Below are 15,221 nucleotides of genomic sequence, written 5' to 3'. Positions count from 1 at the left end.
CGTTGCGGTGACAGTACTTCCACCGATACGCCCCACCCCAGCCCTTCGGGTAACCCACCCCGGCCACGTAGCCCGATGCGGAGCGATCAAGTGCGGGCTGAACCGCAATCACGGTGCCGGATGGCTGGCTGCAGTTCGCCGATCCCGAAGCGGTGCACTATCTGAGGCCGGTGCTGGTGCACCGGGCCAGTCACCGGCCTGAGTTTTCGCCGCACTGGCGGTGCGTGCTGTTGTTGACGATGCGAGACGGCCAGCAGGTCTTTTCCCTGCTGGATGTTCTGCCCGGCCTCGTTCGAGGGCCTGCCCGAGACGCTGGATGCGGCCACGAAGACGGAGATCAGCCACCGGCTGGAGCATGAGGGCCTGCTGACGCAGGCTCAGTGGGCCGACCTCAACCCCTGGCCGGGTACTGGTTGGCGGTGACGTGCCGATCGGCCGATACTCGACGGGTGATCTATGCGGCAGCGGGCGACTCGGCGCCGGAGGGCGACGACGTCGAGCCCGTTGACCTTGACTGGGAGCGGGGCGGCAACCTCAACCGCTGTCGGGAGCCCGGGGATGTCGACGCGGCCTTCGACCGTGGGGAAGAGCACGTCGGGGCCGCCCTGATCGCTCTGGTCTACAACAATCCCGACACGGATGCGGTCCTGCCCAGGGTTACCCGGGGGCTGCGGTCGCCGAATCCGGAGACCCGCCGGCAGAGCCTGGTCGCTTTGATGCACACGGCCCGGCTCCACGGCCGGGTGGATGCCACCACCTTGGAGCTGCTGCACGGCCTGCTCTACGACCGCACCCCGATCAGCGTCGGGAGCCCGTACGAGGTGCGGGGCACGGCGACCCAGACTGTCGGGGACCTCCAGGCGTTTCTACCGTCCGAGCAGTTGCCCGGCTGGGTGACCGACTTCACCGACTACTGACGGTTCGAACACTCATGGCCAGCAGGCCCGCGCAGGGAACCAGCGGCGGTGGCGTGGCCAGCCCACCCGTCGGCACCCTGCTCGCCCTCGACTCGATCTGGCGGCAAGTCGACGCCCCAGGGATTGGCTGATCGACCTGTATCGCCGTGTCGGGGTGTTCGCGGATCAGACGATCGAACAGCTACCGCTCGACGCGCCGGGGCGAATGCCGTGGCGGCGGCCAGGTGGACAGACCGTGATGCTGCAGATAGTCATCGTCCACGTCACCGGCGACCTCGCTCGTCACGCCGGTCACGCCGACATCATCCGCGACCTGCACGACACGGCGATCGGCCTGCGGTGGGGGAGCATCAACATCCCCAACGACTATGACTGGCCGGCGTACGTCACCAAGCTGACGAAGCTGGCTGACCGCTTCGGATATCCGCCCGGGGTCAGAGTCCAGTCGAGGTGAAGGCATCGTCCGGCCCCGATGCCGTCCAGCGCCGGCCCGGCGGGGGCAGCGGTGTGCCACGCGAGTAGGCGGCGATCCCGGTCATCAGGTGCGACCACATCACTGCCCGCCAGGTCGCACCGGTCCGGGTGGCTAGGAGTAGACGGCGACCGTTCCACCAACCGTGTACCGCTGGCTCTGCGTCGGAAGCGACCTGGGTGTCGGGGAAGTCACGCAGGCCGTCCAAGGCAGCAAGGACCGCTAGGCGGGTGGTTCGGCCGGCCGGGACACGGACGACGCAACCGCTGTCGAGTCGGGCATCGGTGAGTCGGTCCACCGCGTCTTGCAACGCCGACCGACCTAGGATCCAGCTGAGCTCGGCCACGAAGTCGGTCTGCCCGAACAGCACGCCAAGGGTGTGTCCGCTCAGGCCGGTCGAGTACCTCCGGACGGTCTCCTCCGGCACCGCGGCGAGCCAGTCGGTCCACTCCGCGTACGCCTGCCGTAGCTCATCGAACTGCTCGGCGAGTTCGCTGTCCGGCTTGGCCTGGCGGTCGAGACCACTGCGCAACGCCACAAGCCCGATCGTGGCGAGGGCCGCGTGCTCGGCGTTCAGGCTCTCCTCCTGGTCGGTCATCCAGAGTTGCAGCACCAGCCAGTGGAGCAGTTCGGACCAGTCGGCCGGGTCCGCCCAGAGGCCGCCGGCGACCAGGGTCAGGACCAGCCTGCTGACGGCCAGCTTCGCCGGTAGCGGCCACCCCTGCGACGTGTCTACCAATGCCTCGATCTCACGCCGTAGGCGGGTGCGCTGACCTGCCGTGAGCGCGTCCAGGACCGTCGCAACGGTGTCCGACCGGACTGGTGAGGCCTTTCCCGTCGTCCTCGGCTCGTCCTGCCATGCTGGCCGTGAACCGTCGTCCTCGTCGTCCGGACCGTCGAGAATGTCATCGTCTGCCGGCGTTGGCAGGTTCCGGTCCACACCCAGAGCGAAACGCAGCAGGGCAGGCCCGACGGCTGCGGTGATGCGGCCTTCCACCTGGCGCCGCCGACTGGTGCCGGGCGGGGTCGCGATCCGATCCGGGCGGACCGTGGAGAGATGGTTGAGCGCCTCGAATAGCGCAGCCAGGTGCGCCTGGTCGACGATGACGATGTGCAGCGATGCGTGTTCCAACGGGGACGGTCGGTCGATGCGCGACAGCGCTGCGGCCACGTCGGTCACCACGACGTCCCGGATTTCGGCACCGGTGTCCGTAGCCACGCACACGGTGGCGGTTCCGCCGATCCGGATGGACCAGTCGGGAGCCGGGACACCGGCGTATAGGTGGAGCCGGCCGTCGCTGCGCTCGTGGCCAAGTCGCAGTCCGTCGACCTCGAGCCATGCCGGGGCCTGACTGCCATCGGTGAGGGCGGTGGCCTCCACCCGTTCGGCGTTCACCCGGACTCCGAGCACGCGGAGAACGCCCCCCGAGGGGGCCCGTTCGCCGGGTTCCCGTACGTGCAGGCCCTCCGGCCGCGCCAGATCGATCTCCTGCACTGGCACGGCGGGGATCAACGGGTCCTGCGTCCCGGTCACTAGACCGAGCTCGCAGTTCCCACCCGTGGCCATGGTCTTGACCAGGGCGGCCATGCTGCAGTTGGCGCTGCCGGTGAGCGCCCATGACTGATCGGCCGTTGTCCACTCCACGATCTTCGCGTGGTGGTAGCGGCTGCTTTTTGGAGTGGTGACCACCCCCGTCGTCGCCTGCTTGACCACTTTCGCGAGGGCATCCGGGTCGCACTGGACGTCCCGGGTGAGCATGAGGTTCAGTGCGGTGGGTCCGAAGCGGTCGACCAGCCGGCGCAGTGCCTCCGCCCGCGGGTCGAAGAACGGGGCGGCGACAGCCAATGACGTGACCGGTGTATTCGGCACCGGGAGTTGGTCGATGATCGGACGCGTCGCTGTCGTCACGAGTACGGGCTGGCCGGGCCCATGTTCCGCCGGTCGGCAGGTGAGAATGTCCGCGACGCGGTCGAGACGTTCCCGGCCGAGGTCCTCCATCCAGACCGCAGTGGGCAGTCGCCGGAGCCAGGCGGCGAGTTCGTGGAACACCTGCGGCACCGTCGAATCGACGCTACGCAGCATCGTCCAGACCTCGGCGTTGTGGTGCCAGCCTGACGGGGTGGCATTGCCGGAGCCGATGGCCACCACGGCATCCGCCTCGGAGGCGATCACCACGAGCTTCGGGTGGAAGGCCCCGCCCGCCCGGCAGACCACCGGCAGGGCCAGGTAGTCGTCGCGGCGAGGCCATTGTGTGAGTCGGTCGGCGTCGTACAAAACGGTCGTACGGGCTCGGACGGCCTGCGCCTCCCGCAGGCAGACGTCCTCGAAGAAGGAGAGGTCACAGGTGTACGTGAGGACAAGGACCTCCTCGGCGTCAGCCACGGGTCGGCCGCGCAGCAGTGCGGGCGGCGCGGCTCCCCGCAGTTCCTCCCACGCCGTCACGAGACCACCTCGGCGGCGTGTCGGCCGGGGTGCCAGGTGTCGCCGTCGTGCGCGAGCACACCCAGTTGCTGCATGACGTTGGTGAAGGTGGGCAGGCGCAGGGATACGGCACCCCGCCCCTCCTGGCCCTCTAGGCGCCACCGGTCTCCGACGCGGCGCAGCCGCGTGGGCAGGCGCAGGCCGTACCGGGTCCACTGCATCTTCTGCCGACTCACCGACTCGGCCCGATGGAACAGCGCGCCCGCGAGGTCGGTGACGGCATCCGTCAACCGACGATCGGCGTCGCGGGCCAGCCAGTCGACCACGTAGCCGGATCCCAGGTCGTCGGAGACCTCACCAGTGAAGGCGTCCCGGGTGACCGGGTCGAGGTGGTCCAGGCGTTTGGCGCCGACGGCGATCAGCTGCAGCATGCCGAGCACCGTCCAGTCATCGCTGTCCAGAGCTTCGTCGTACAGGTCATGCTCGACCGGAAGCGGGGTGCCGACCTCGTCGACCACCGGAGGAAGGCCGTCGATGAGCGCCTCCCGGACGGTTGCGTCTGGAAGATCGCGGACGAACTCGGCGATCGCGTGCTCGAGGGTGCCGGTGCCCGACAGCGGCGACACTAACCGCGCCCAGATGAGTCGCCATGCCCAGACCGACCAGTTGCGCAGCAGCGCGCCACGCCAGACAAGGGCATGAGTGTGCAGGTCATCGCTCATGAGTTCCGACAACCCTGGTCGGAAGCAGCACCAGCGGTCCATGGACATGTCGACCGATTCACCGTCGACCTGATCCCCGGTGAGTGCGCCCAGCAGTAGGGCGGCGCTGCGGCGATGGGTTCTGGCGGCACCGGAGGAGCCCGGGTCGGCGAAGTAGGCGTCGCGTATACACGTGCCGTCGGGGGCATCGCCGATGGCGCATACGCACAAGTGGCGGAGGGCGTTGAGGTCCGCTACGGAGAGCGGCGTATCCCGTTCCGCAAGGCTCACTACCTCGTCGAGGGTGGCGAGCTGGTCGGCGTCGGCGGCCGGCCCGGGGCGGGGAAGCCGTGTCCCGTCGGTGAGGCCGAGCACCGCTTCGATCCCCGTACGTCTGCAGGTAGCCGCCTCGTACCCGGCTGTACGCGTCGGCCACCTGGCCGACGTCGATGGCTCGCTGCCGGTGCAGTGCCGGTCTGATCGTGTTCACCCCGTGCACTCCGAAGGAGCCCGCCCGAAGCTGGTGGCTTTCGTCCGCGTCGCCGTGCGCTACGGACACCGCGCCCAGCACGACCTCGGCCCTGCGGACCACAGCGTGGAACCGATCCAGGTCGGTCTTGTCGGTCCAACCGCGCCGCTGTGCCTCGATCGCGAGGCGAGCGTGCAGAGCCAGGTAGCGGGCGTGGGGTGTGGTGGTGATGACGCCAGGGATCAGTGTCGCGGCGTGTGCCCCGATCACGGTCTCGACGGCGAGAGGTTGACGACCGGTGTCCTCAGGGGTGTCTGGCTTGATTGTCCAGGCCGGGCCCAGCATCGCGGTCACCAGCGTTTCCCGAAACTCGTCGGATGGTCGGAGAGGTGCACCGCGCTACGCAAGCAGACCATCCGGTCATGGCCAGCCCAGTGACGGATAGCAGACAGAATTCTCTAGGTCCGTAACGACCACTCGCTGGACAGGGCTAATCCGGCGCATCCGCTGGGCTGCCACCGTCGCCGGATCCCTGACCGGGTGGCTGCCAAGCAGCTAGCGAGTATGCTGTAAATATATACAGCACACCCGCTTGAAGGAGTGAGCTTTGGCGCTGTCGTACCAGTACCCGGCGGTAGGGAACGGGCTGCGAACGGACCACCCGATCCCTGACCTGCCGTTCGTTGACGACTCCCACCTGCCGATAGGTGACCCGGCCGCGATCGAAGCGATCGGCCGCAAGCCCGGTGGCGGGCCGTGGGGCCGCACGGATCCGTGCAAGGACGGCGGCTGGGTCGCTTTCACCACCGACGCGCTGCGACCGGATCTGGGGTGGGTGGTGCGATGGCATCCCGAGCACGGCAGGTCGGTGGTGCTCTACCGCAACAAGGACGTCGCCAGCGCGTACATGTCCTACGAGGACGAGGCACTGCTGTTCCGCACCGGCGGCTACTGGTGGGACGGTGCGACCTGGTACCGGCCGTCGCAGGTGTTCGACCAGGCCCGGGGGTCCTACGTCAAACGACCGGTCCCGGCTGCGTTGACCATCAGCGCCGCCGACCAGCCGCAGGGCGACCCGGGTAAGGGCAACCTGTGGACGGTCGCCGAGCTCGACCTGGACACGGTGACGCCGGCCGCGTCACGCCGCTGGCATGATGACTTCGCACTCTGGGCGGCCCGGCACAGCGTCGGCCGGCACCTGGCCGGCTGCGTGGTGAACCTGACCGCCCCGGAACTCGCCGCGGACCAACTGCTCGGCGTAGCCGAGCTGGCCGAGGTCGCCGGGATCGGCGCCAGCACCCTGCGCTCCTACCAGGCCCGCGGCGAGAGCGAGGTACCGCTGGCCCAGGCCATTGTCGGTGGGCGCAGCATGTGGTCGCGTCCGGTCGCTGAGGACTGGGCCGAAACCCGCCGCCGCTCCCGCGACGGCGTCGCCCTCACCATGGCCGACCGTGATCACGACAACCTGTCGGTCGGTGTGGCCCGACTGTGGGACTACTTCACCAACGCCTTCATCGTCGACCTGTGGGACCGCGACAGCAACCGCAAACGGTTCGCGCTGCGCTGGCGGACCAGGGCCGCAGTGCGCGAGGTTGCCTACGACGTCGCCTGGACCGCTGCGGCCAGCCTCGACCGGATCGTCCCCCTCAGCGACCTTGGCGCGACGATCCGCGCTGCGGTGCTGTTCGAGTTCGCCGACCGGCAGCGCACGATGCGCAACGAGGAGGTCAGCTACCCGATCAACCACGCGATCGTCCGGATGCTCGACTGGCTCATCCAGCACAAGCCCGAGCAGGCCCGGGCCGTCGTCGCGGAAATCGTCGGCGAGGCCGAGCGTGGCCTGAGTATCCCGCCGGCGGTCACCGGCTTCTCCCTGCGCCAAGCCCTCGCGCTCGACGGCAAACTGCCCGACGAGAACGCCTACGCCGAGTTCCTGGACCTTGTCCTGCCACCGGACAACTGACCGGGCCGACGCACAACAACGGCGGGGCGATCCGTAATGAGGGATTGCCCCGCTGTCGTGTCGTTGGCAGCTTCGGTGCCAGGTGGTACCCGGAGAGGACTACCTCGCCGCCCGGCCGTGTCGGTGACCCCGCGGACCACCTCGACTGACAGCCACTACACGCGAGCCTTCCTGCCTACGCCGGGGCTGTCTGCGGATCGCCGGCGGCGTCGTGGGCGGCCATGGTCTCCTGCCGGCGGGGTTCCTCGCGCAGGATGGCGCAGTGCAGCCACGTGTCCGGGATGGCGAAGCCGTCCACGAGTGTCCGCATGTGCGGGCGCAGTTCCTTGAGTAGACCGTTCACCACGCCGGTGATCGCCTTGGCACGGGCCGGTGTGAGTCGGCCGTGCTCCAGGTACCAGCCTTTGTTCGCCTCGATGACGCTGAGCGCGTACAGGTCACAGACCCGGGAGAGCAACGCCGCGACCTCCGGGTCCGCAGTGTCCTCGACACCGGCGACGAACGCCTCCAGGGTGACCCGGTCGATGTGCGCGGCGGCGACGGCGAGGACGTGGTCCTGGACGTCGTTGAAGATGTCGAAGGGACGGTCCTTCTTGGTGGCCGCGCCGTTGCGGAGGCGGCGGACCGCGCCGTCGAGCAGGTGCCTCTCGCGGTCCTCGAAAACCTTGAGCTGCCAGCCGCGGTCGGTGACGGCGACCTCCTCGTCGCGGCCGGGCACGGCGCCGATCAGGCGCTCGATGAGTGACCGCGCGGCGGTGCGCTCGAGCACCATCTCGCGCACCTGCTCGGCGACGAACGAGGCCCGCCCCCAGCCGTCCAGCGAGCCGAACGCGTCGCGGTAGCCGGTGAGCAGCCCCTTGGCGACCAGTTGCAGCAGCACCGTGTTGTCGCCCTCGAACGTGGTGAAGACGTCGGTGTCGGCCTTGAGGCTGGGTAGCCGGTTCTCGGCGAGGTAGCCGGCGCCGCCGCACGCCTCGCGGCACGTCTGGATGGTGCGGGTGGCGTGCCAGGTCTGCGCGGCCTTGAGGCCGGCGGCCCGGGACTCCAGCTCCCGTTGCCGGTGCTCGTCGACCGGCCCGTCGCCGCCCTGCACCTCACTCAGCGCGGCGACCAGCTCGGTCTGGGCGAAGTGCAGCGCGTACGTGGTTGCCAGCGCGGGCAGTAGCTTGCGCTGGTGGGCCAGGTAGTCGTTGAGCAGCACCTCCCGGTCGGCGTCGGGCGTGCCGAACTGGCGGCGGAGGTCGCCGTAGCGCACCGCGATGGTCAGCGCCGATTTGGTGGCCGCAGACGCGGCGCCGCCCACGCTCACCCGACCGCGGACCAGGGTGCCGAGCATGGTGAAGAAACGCCGGGAGTCGTTCTCGATCGGGCTGGCGTAGGTCCCGTCCTCCGCGACCTGACCGTGCCGGTCCAGCAGCATGTCCCGCGGCACCCGCACGTGGTCGAAGCTGAGCCGCCCGTTGTCGACGCCGAGCAGGCCGGCCTTGGGCCCGGCGTCGCCGATGGTCACACCGGGCATCGGGTTGCCCTGCGCGTCGCGGATCGGAACCAGCCACGCGTGTACGCCGTGCCGCCGCCCGTTGGTGATCAGCTGCGCGAAGACCACCGCCATGCGCCCGTCCCGGGCCGCGTTGCCGATGTAGTCCTTGCGGGCCGCCTCGTACGGGGTGTGCAGGTCGAAGGTCTGCGTCCGCGGGTCGTACGTGCAGGTGGTGCGTAGCTGCTGGACGTCGGAGCCGTGGCCGGTCTCGGTCATCGCGAAGCAGCCGAAGATCTTGCCCGAGATGATGTCCCGTAGATAGGCGTCGTGGTGGCGCCGGGTGCCGAGGGCCCCGACGGCTCCGCCGAACAGGCCCCACTGCACGCCCGCCTTGACCATCAGCGACAGGTCGACCTGCGCCAGCATCTCGCTGGCGACGATCGAACCGCCGACGTCGGATCTGCCGCCGTACTCGGTGGGGAACGCCGACGCGATACCCAGCTCGACGGGAAGTGCGGTGAGTAGCCGGCTGATCCGCTCACGCGCCTGCTCGCCGGTCTCGCCGTACACCGGGAGGAAGCGCTCGTCGAGGTGGTCGCGGTGCGCGTTGCGAACCTCGGCCCACGGTCCGTCGAGCACGTCCTGCAGGCGTGCGAGGTCGATGCGGCCGGACGCGTGATCGGGCATGGTCACCCCTCGGGATGGCGGACATATGGGGACAGTCCGGTCCCAGCCAAGAATACCGGGCCGCTACAGCGATCCGGTAAGGGAGCCCACGGTGAGACGGGAAATCACCGACGCACTCCACACCTGCCCGAGCGCTCGTCGCGATGAGTGAAGGCGTAGCTAATCCATGGCGGTGGTCGACTGGCAGGATCGCGTATTCGTTTGGTGCGAGTGCCCGGTTACGAACGCGGATCCGTCACAGTCTGTGATTGGATGCCTGGTCTGGTGCTCGCTCAGGTGTGTTTGGGGCTGGCGGTTCTTCGGCTCGTCCAGATCGATGATCGAGCGGGGGCGGCATCGGGCGGGGAGCGACGGTGGGGGTGATGGTGGTTTCGGCGGCAGTTTCGCGGCGTCGGTGACCCAACTGAGTCCGCAGTACCGCCAGCGCGATCAGCGCGATCAGCGCGCCGAGCAGGCCCGTCGCGGCGAAGCCCCAGGCCGGCGCGGTGGCATCGATCACCGCCCCGGTCAGCGGGGCGCCGAGCGCCACTCCCACCACCATCGCCGACCCGTGCAGGCCCATCGCCTCACCCCGCACGCTCGCCGGCACCAGCCGGCTCACCGCGTCTGCGGTGGCGGCTACGGTCGGCGCGGTGAGCGCCCCGGACGGCAGCAGTACCAGAGCCAGCACCCACCGCCGCTGCCCAGACCGACCGGAATGGTGACCAGACCCAGCGCCACCGTAAGGGCCAGCGACGGCACGGGGCGGGACAGCGCACCGTAGATGAAGCCGCCGACCAATGAGCACGAAGCCCAAATCGCCAGCACCACACCGGTCCGGTCGACCTGACCGGCGTCACGCAGCACCGCCACCACCGCCACATCGGTGCCGGCGATCACCAACGTGCTGGCCGCGCCACCGGCGAGCAGCCCGATCAGCGGCGGGGCCAGCCACTGCCGGCGGGGCAGCGGCTGTGCCGGTGTCGTCTCCTCGTCCCAGGTGCGGGTCGGCGGGTTGAGCACCAGCAGGGTGAGTCCGGCCAGCACGATGCCGCCGCCGACGGCGTACATGGTCAGGGCGGGCGAGGCACTGGTGGCCAGGGCCACCGCCCCCGCCGGCCCGATCATGAAGCTGAGTTCGACCGACATCGAGTCCAGCGCGTACGCCTGCCTCCGCTGCATCGGCGGAACCAGCGCGGCGATCGACTGCCGGACCACGGAGAAGACCGGGAGAGTGAGCAACCCGCCGACGAACGCGGCACCAAGCAGCACCGGGTACGGCAGGACCGGCGCCGTTCCCCAGAACAGCGCCGAGGCCGCTGTGGTCAGCAGCAGCATCGGAGGCAGGCCACGCCGGTCGACCAGGCGGCCGAGCAGTGGTGCGCCGAGCGCCGAACCGACCGTCAGTGCGGCCCCGACCACTCCGGCGGCGAAGTAATGGTGGCCCAGATCGAGTACGTGCAGCGTCATCACCACCGCAGTGGCCGCCACCGGCACCCGGGCCAGGATCGCGACCAGCAGCAGGGGCCGCAACCCCGGCAGCGCGAGCGCGTCCCGGTAAGGCCTCAGATTCAACACGGTCCGTTCCTCCCGGACCAACCTGGCCTAAGACGAGTGATTCCTGGATTCGGCTCCGGCGGGGTTGCCGTGGGCAATGCCAGACCCCTCACCGATCCAAGACGATCCAGTAGCGCCTCACCGGACCATGCTCGGTGTCGCGGATGCCCTCGAGGACGCCGCCGTTGCGTTCGATTGTCCGGGCCGACGCGATGTTGTCGGCCAGACAGGGGATGAGGACGCGGTCCAGGCCCAGGACGATGCGAGCCTCCTTGAGCATCTCGCCGAGTGCCCAACTCGCCAGTCCTCGGCGGCGCGCGGACGGCCGGACGCCGTAGCCGATCTGGCCGATCTCGTCGTCGAACTGGTGCCGGAGGGCGATTCCGCCGAGTACCTGGCCGTTCTCGACGATCCACCGGGGCGAGCCGTGCTTCTCGTCCGGGCACGGGTCGCCGGCCGGATGGGTCAGTCGGACCCGCTCGTGCACCCAAGCGGCGAAGCCTTCAGGCGAGTTCACGTCGTCGTTGGGCCTCAGGCCGAAGCCGTCCTCGTGGAGGCCGGGGCCCCAGTCGTCGCGGCATTCTAAGAACGCGGCATGCAGGCGGATAGTCGGCAGAATCAACGCGGGCATGCGGTCACGGTATTGAAAGCCGGCCGGCTAGACGAGCCGCTTTCGACCAGCATCGATCATCCTCAGAAGCCATTTCGGCTCCACAAGGTCCACGCGCTTCGAGAGCTACCAGGGGGCGCCGTGGGGCCCTACATCGCAATGTCAGCCCGGTCAAAGACGCAACCCGACGAGGAACGCCAGGAACGCAGTAAGCCCCTCGCGCGGCGGTTGTGTGATTTGCGTCATACAATCCGCCACGCCCATCGACGAATCATCCGACCGGCCGCCACCCGCGCATTTCGAGGAACAGGCGGGTTGGAAGCGAGACATCCGATGGTCGGTACCGCCTGTCTGCGCGGGTCGTCGTGGTCTGGTGGAATCCGAGCGCGTCGGCGACGACCGGCACGGGCGCTTGCAGCACGAGCTGGCGAAGCGCTGAGATTCGGGCCTTGCTGAGCGGGAATTTTGAGGCGCGCAGTCGGCGGTGCAGGGTGGCGCAGGTGGCGGGCGGCGCCTGGGCTTGGCCAGGTGGAGAGAGCCCGTCGTGGCTGAGCGGGACGCGGCCGGTAGCGAGCGCGGCCAGCAGCTCGGCGGCCTAAGGCTTGAGAGCCACAGCCGTGACGTGGACAGGTTCGGGCGTTGGGCAGCGCGGTCGCCAGCGGTCGTAGTGCGGGACGGATGTGGCCGGTGCCGTCGTCGAGCACGAGGCCGAACCCGGCAAGGCCATCGCCGGGCACCCCGGCGACATCGAGGCCGCCCTGGCAGCGTACGAGCAGGCCCTGTTTCCGCGCAGCGCGGACGCCGCGGCGGGGGCCGCCACCAACCTCGAGATCTGCTTCAATGACAACGCCGCGCAGAGCCTCGTCGACCAGTTCGCGGAGTACCCGCACGCCCAGTGACCGCCGGCCTCCGGCCTCGCAGAGAGGAGACCTGCGCGTATGAACGCTTCCCCCACCGCCACGGTTCTGCGACCCCTGCCCGGCCTGGACCTCAACGTGCGCGGGGCCGGGCACGGTGAGGCCGTGCTGATCCTGCACGGTGCCTCCGGCCCGGACAGCATCGACACCCTGCTTGACCACCTGTCGGTAGGCCCTCGGGTGCTGGCCCCGACCCAACCCGGCTGGGGCGGCACGCAGCGACCTGATGAGCTGATCGGTGATGTTCTGACCCCCACCCCGCTGGTCTGGGGCGAGAGCGATCCTGTGGTCAGCGCCGGCTTCGGCCGTGCCTACGCCGACGCCGTGCCCAACGCGCGGTTCGTGCTGATCCCCGACGCCGGGCACCCGCCCATGCGCGAAGCCCCCGACGAGACATTCGTCGTCATCGACGCGTTTCTCGCCGACGAAACCCTCACGAAGGACTGAGCACACCATGATCAAAATCGGGATCATCCTGGGCAGCACGCGCCCCGGCCGCAACGGCGAGGCCGTCGCCCGCTGGGTCCTCGAACAGGGCAGCCGGCGAACCGACGCCACCTTCGACCTGATCGACCTGGCCGAGCACCACCTGCCGGCGATCGACGAACCGGTGCCGCCCGCCCGTGGGCGCTACACCAATGAACACACCAAGGCGTGGGCGCGGATCGTCGCGCAGTACGACGGGTACGTCATCGTCACGCCCGAATACAACCACTCCGCTCCCGGCGCCCTGAAGAACGCCCTCGACCGGGTGTACGGCGAGTGGAACAACAAAGCCGCCGCGTTCGTCTCCTACGGCGCTCAGGGCGGTGTGCGCGCGGTGGAACAACTGCGGCCGGTTCTCAGCGCTCTGCAGATCGCCCACGTCAGCGCCCAGGTGTCGCTGGGCCTGATGACCGACTTCGTCAACTTCAGCGAATTCAAACCCGGCGACCACCAACACCGCGTGCTGGCCGGCACCCTCGACCAGCTCGTCACCTGGAGCACCGCGATGGCCACCATCCGTCAGCCTGCGGTGACCATCAGCTGACCGCCCTGCAGGGCGACCAGCCCAACGCGACCGGGCGGCGGCTCACCCGCCGGCCGGCGCACCAGGGGACCACCAACCGAGGGCGCGCAGGTGCGACGCTCGTTGGAGCTGGAGAAACGAGGGCGCCGTCGCCGCCAGGTCAGTCCTCCGGCGTGCGGAAGTTCTCCGGGGCGTAGGTGACCACCCGCACCCGGTTGGCGGTGACCGTCAGTGTGCCCTCGTCGCCCTGCACGTTGTCGACCAGGAAGTCGGTCAGCGGGAACGTCCGCCCCTCGGGGACGGTGTAGCTGCGTTCCGCCGATCCGTTGGGGCTGGTGCGGAAGGTGACGGCGACGGAGAACTGCTCACCGCCGGGGCCCCCGGCGGGACCGCCGACCCCGCCCCCGTCGGTCGTACCGCCGCCGGGGGCGCCGCAGCCCGGCGCGGCCGGCCTGGGTGGCCGACGGCGGGGCGGGCGCGTTGGTCACCAGGCGCAGGGTGCGTAGTCCTTCAGGAAGCAGCCATACAGGTCTTCACCCTGTTCGCCGCGGACGATCGGGTCGTAGACCCGCGCCGCGCCGTCGACCAGGTCCAGCGGGGCGTGGAAGCCCTCGTCCGCCAGCCGCATCTTCGTCGGGTGGGGCCGCTCGTCGGTGATCCAGCCGGTGTCGACGCTGGTCATAAGGATGCCGTCGGTCAGCATTTCCTGGGCACTGGTCCGGGTCAGCATGTTCAGCGCGGCCTTGGCCATGTTGGTGTGCGGGTGCCCCGGCCCCTTGTAGCCGCGGCCGAACTGCCCCTCCATCGCTGACACGTTCACCACGTACTTGCGGCGGGCCTTCGCTGCGGCCATCGCCGGTCGTAGCCGGCTGACCAGCACGAACGGCGCGGTCACGTTGCACAGCTGCACTTCGAGCAGCTCCACCGGGTCCACCTCGTGCACCCGCTGCACCCAGCTGTTGACCGGGTCGAGGTCCGGCACCAGCCCACCGGCGTCGATGGCGGTGGCTGCGGCGATCCGTTCCGGCGAGGCCGAGCCGCCGGTCAGCGCCAGCGCGGTGAGCGCCTGCGGGGTGAGCGCGGCCGACTGCGGCGCGGCGGTCAGGCTGCCTGCCGGACCGCCGCGGCCGGCAGGTTTGGCAAAGGTGGTGATTTCCGGCAGCGGGCCGTCCGGCAGGGCCGCCGCCTCCGCGGCGACGAGTTGGGCGTACGCCCCGGTTGTGCGGCGGACCGTCTGCGCCGCGTTGTTGATCAGGATGTCGAGTGGCCCCTGGGCGCTGACCGAGTCTGCGAGCGCGATCACCTGGGCCGGGTCGCGCAGGTCGATCCCGACGATCCGCAGGCGGTGCAGCCACTCCCCGCTGTCCGGCATCGCGGCGAACCGGCGGACCGCGTCGTGCGGAAACCGCGTGGTCACCGTGGTGTGCGCGCCGTCGCGCAGCAGCCGCAGCGCGATGTACATGCCGATCTTCGCTCGGCCGCCGGTGAGCAGCGCGCGCCGGCCGGTCAGGTCGGTGCGGGCGTCGCGGCGCTCCCGGTTGAGCGCGGCGCAGGACGGGCAGAGCTGGTGGTAGAACGCGTCCACCTCGCGGTAGCGCTGCTTGCAGACGTAGCAGCCGCGCGGATTCTGCAGGAGACCGGCCGTGGCGCCCACGGTGGGGGAGGCGAGTGGGATGCCCTGGGTCTCGTCGTCGATCCGGCCCGGGGCGCCGGTGGCGGTGGCCGCCGTCACCAAGCGGTCGGCCGCCGCGATGGCGTCCCGCCGCTCCTCACGCCGCCGCTGCTTGATCACCTTGTAGAGCCTCGCGGTGGCCCGCTGCACCCGCACCACATCGGGATGATCGGAAGGCAGGTCCTCCAACGCCTCAAAGACGCTGAGACAGGTCTCCAGCTGGCCGCGGTCGATGCCGTTTTGACCGGTTTCCGCAATATTGTACGCCGTCATGCCGTCGCTGTCTCATCCCGTTTCCTGCGCCGGGTCTGCCCGGCCCAACCTCAAGTCCGACCCGAAACTGTACGCACCGCAGGAGAGGACGTC

General features: G+C 69.7%; 11 protein-coding genes and 1 pseudogene. 6 read left to right on the top strand and 6 right to left on the bottom strand.

Translation table 11 applies throughout. The annotated features are described in order from the left end of the window. Positions 1 to 449: 449 nt before the first annotated feature. Positions 450 to 917, top strand: coding sequence for a hypothetical protein (locus ACFYZF_RS20765; RefSeq protein ID WP_387023114.1), 468 nt, complete (start codon positions 450 to 452; stop codon positions 915 to 917). A gap of 97 nt (positions 918 to 1,014) precedes the next feature. Continuing rightward, positions 1,015 to 1,371, top strand: coding sequence for a DUF664 domain-containing protein (locus ACFYZF_RS20760; RefSeq protein ID WP_387023135.1), 357 nt, complete (start codon positions 1,015 to 1,017; stop codon positions 1,369 to 1,371). Here the strand turns inward: ACFYZF_RS20760 and ACFYZF_RS20755 are convergent. Together ACFYZF_RS20755 and ACFYZF_RS20750 are read right to left on the bottom strand one after the other, a co-directional pair. Beyond that, complete coding sequence (locus ACFYZF_RS20755; RefSeq protein ID WP_387023112.1) at positions 1,352 to 3,664, bottom strand: hypothetical protein; 2,313 nt, start codon at positions 3,662 to 3,664, stop codon at positions 1,352 to 1,354. The genes ACFYZF_RS20760 and ACFYZF_RS20755 overlap by 20 nt on opposite strands. Before the next feature lie 164 nt (positions 3,665 to 3,828). Further along, positions 3,829 to 4,887, bottom strand: coding sequence for a hypothetical protein (locus tag ACFYZF_RS20750; RefSeq protein ID WP_387023110.1), 1,059 nt, complete (start codon positions 4,885 to 4,887; stop codon positions 3,829 to 3,831). A 701-nt stretch (positions 4,888 to 5,588) separates the two neighbouring features. Between ACFYZF_RS20750 and ACFYZF_RS20745 the strand changes: the two genes are divergently transcribed. After that, positions 5,589 to 6,944, top strand: coding sequence for a hypothetical protein (locus tag ACFYZF_RS20745; RefSeq protein WP_387023108.1), 1,356 nt, complete (start codon positions 5,589 to 5,591; stop codon positions 6,942 to 6,944). 175 nt (positions 6,945 to 7,119) lie between these two features. Here ACFYZF_RS20745 and ACFYZF_RS20740 read toward each other — a convergent pair whose 3' ends face one another. The 3 genes and pseudogenes from ACFYZF_RS20740 to ACFYZF_RS20730 form a co-directional block, all read right to left on the bottom strand. Next, positions 7,120 to 9,111 (bottom strand): acyl-CoA dehydrogenase, encoded by a 1,992-nt coding sequence (locus tag ACFYZF_RS20740; protein WP_387023106.1) that lies wholly within the window; start codon positions 9,109 to 9,111, stop codon positions 7,120 to 7,122. A 235-nt stretch (positions 9,112 to 9,346) separates the two neighbouring features. Then, positions 9,347 to 10,689: pseudogene (locus ACFYZF_RS20735) on the bottom strand (MFS transporter). A 67-nt stretch (positions 10,690 to 10,756) separates the two neighbouring features. Further along, complete coding sequence (locus tag ACFYZF_RS20730; RefSeq protein WP_387023104.1) at positions 10,757 to 11,278, bottom strand: GNAT family N-acetyltransferase; 522 nt, start codon at positions 11,276 to 11,278, stop codon at positions 10,757 to 10,759. A gap of 659 nt (positions 11,279 to 11,937) precedes the next feature. On the opposite strand from ACFYZF_RS20730, the gene ACFYZF_RS20725 reads away from it, so the two are divergent. Genes ACFYZF_RS20725 through ACFYZF_RS20715 form a run of 3 tightly spaced genes read left to right on the top strand, consistent with a single transcriptional unit; the run spans position 11,938 to position 13,204 of the window. Next, positions 11,938 to 12,156: a hypothetical protein gene (locus ACFYZF_RS20725; protein WP_387023102.1), complete on the top strand. Its 219-nt coding sequence runs from the start codon at positions 11,938 to 11,940 to the stop codon at positions 12,154 to 12,156. Positions 12,157 to 12,195: 39 nt separating this feature from the next. Further along, positions 12,196 to 12,621, top strand: coding sequence for an alpha/beta fold hydrolase (locus ACFYZF_RS20720; RefSeq protein WP_387023100.1), 426 nt, complete (start codon positions 12,196 to 12,198; stop codon positions 12,619 to 12,621). A gap of 7 nt (positions 12,622 to 12,628) precedes the next feature. Further along, positions 12,629 to 13,204: an NADPH-dependent FMN reductase gene (locus ACFYZF_RS20715; protein WP_387023098.1), complete on the top strand. Its 576-nt coding sequence runs from the start codon at positions 12,629 to 12,631 to the stop codon at positions 13,202 to 13,204. Positions 13,205 to 13,667: 463 nt separating this feature from the next. Here ACFYZF_RS20715 and ACFYZF_RS20710 read toward each other — a convergent pair whose 3' ends face one another. After that, on the bottom strand, positions 13,668 to 15,128 hold the full coding sequence (locus tag ACFYZF_RS20710; RefSeq protein WP_387023096.1) for an SDR family NAD(P)-dependent oxidoreductase: 1,461 nt from the start codon (positions 15,126 to 15,128) through the stop codon (positions 13,668 to 13,670). Positions 15,129 to 15,221: the final 93 nt, after the last annotated feature.

Origin of the sequence: Micromonospora sp. NPDC001898 (genome assembly GCF_042891255.1) — a bacterium.
In the GTDB taxonomy this organism is placed as follows: domain Bacteria; phylum Actinomycetota; class Actinomycetes; order Mycobacteriales; family Micromonosporaceae; genus Micromonospora.
Note: the sequence above shows the minus strand (reverse complement) of the source record. Positions and strands in the feature narration are given on the sequence as shown.